The 828-nt window shown below is 70.4% G+C and carries 1 protein-coding gene; it reads left to right on the forward strand.

What is annotated here, in order from left to right; translation table 11 throughout:
• Positions 1-648 (forward strand): restriction endonuclease (locus L6Q67_RS23585; RefSeq protein WP_296575971.1); only part of this gene is annotated, 648 nt, incomplete at its 5' end.
• Between the last annotated feature and the right edge of the window lie 180 nt (positions 649-828).

Below are 828 nucleotides of genomic sequence, written 5' to 3' on the forward strand. Positions count from 1 at the left end.
AGCGAGCGCCGGGAGCCCCCTGGCCGGGTGGTGCCTTTCCCCGTCGCCCACCGGGACGTCGCGGATCGACCCTCCCAGTGGTCCATCGACGTGATCGACCGTATGGAATGGAAGCGTTTCGAGGACGTGTGCTGCGCCTTCTACAACGAGAAGGGCATCAAGGCCGCCACCACCCGGATGGGGGCCGACGGCGGCGTGGATATCCGCCTGTACCAGGACCCGGACAACCCGCAGGCCTGCACCGCCATCGTCCAGTGCAAGGCCTGGGGCCAGCCGGTGGGCGTCAAGACCATGCGCGAGCTGCGCGGCGTGATGGCCCACGAGGCCATCGAGCGGGCCTTCTTCATGGCCCCCAACGGCTTCACCGACAACGCCCGGGAGTTCGCCGCGATCAACCGCATCACCCTGCTCGACGGCCGGCTGATCCTCGCCATGATCCAGCGCCTGCCCGACGACGCCAGCCGCCGTCTGCTCGAGCTCGCCACCGAGGGTGACTGGACCACGCCCACCTGTACGGCCTGCGGCGCCAGCATGACGCCCCGCCAGGGCAAGCACGGCCCGTTCTGGGGCTGCTCCACTTACCCCCGCTGCCGGGCCAAGCTCGGCATGCGCGGGGTCGGGCCCGCCAGGCACGCCGCCAGCGCCTGAGCCGGGCCGCGCCCCTGTAGGAGCGCCGGCAGGCGCGAACACGGCGTCGGGATCAGAGACGCAGATCCGCCGCATTCCGCGGCATCACATACTTCAGGTCATACACCACGTGCTCCGGCTTCCCGAGCGCGCGAATCGCCTCGGCCCCCATGTCCTTGAACTGCTGGTGCGCCACGCCGA

This window comes from Zoogloea sp., from assembly GCF_023150065.1.
Taxonomy (GTDB): Bacteria; Pseudomonadota; Gammaproteobacteria; order Burkholderiales; family Rhodocyclaceae; genus Zoogloea.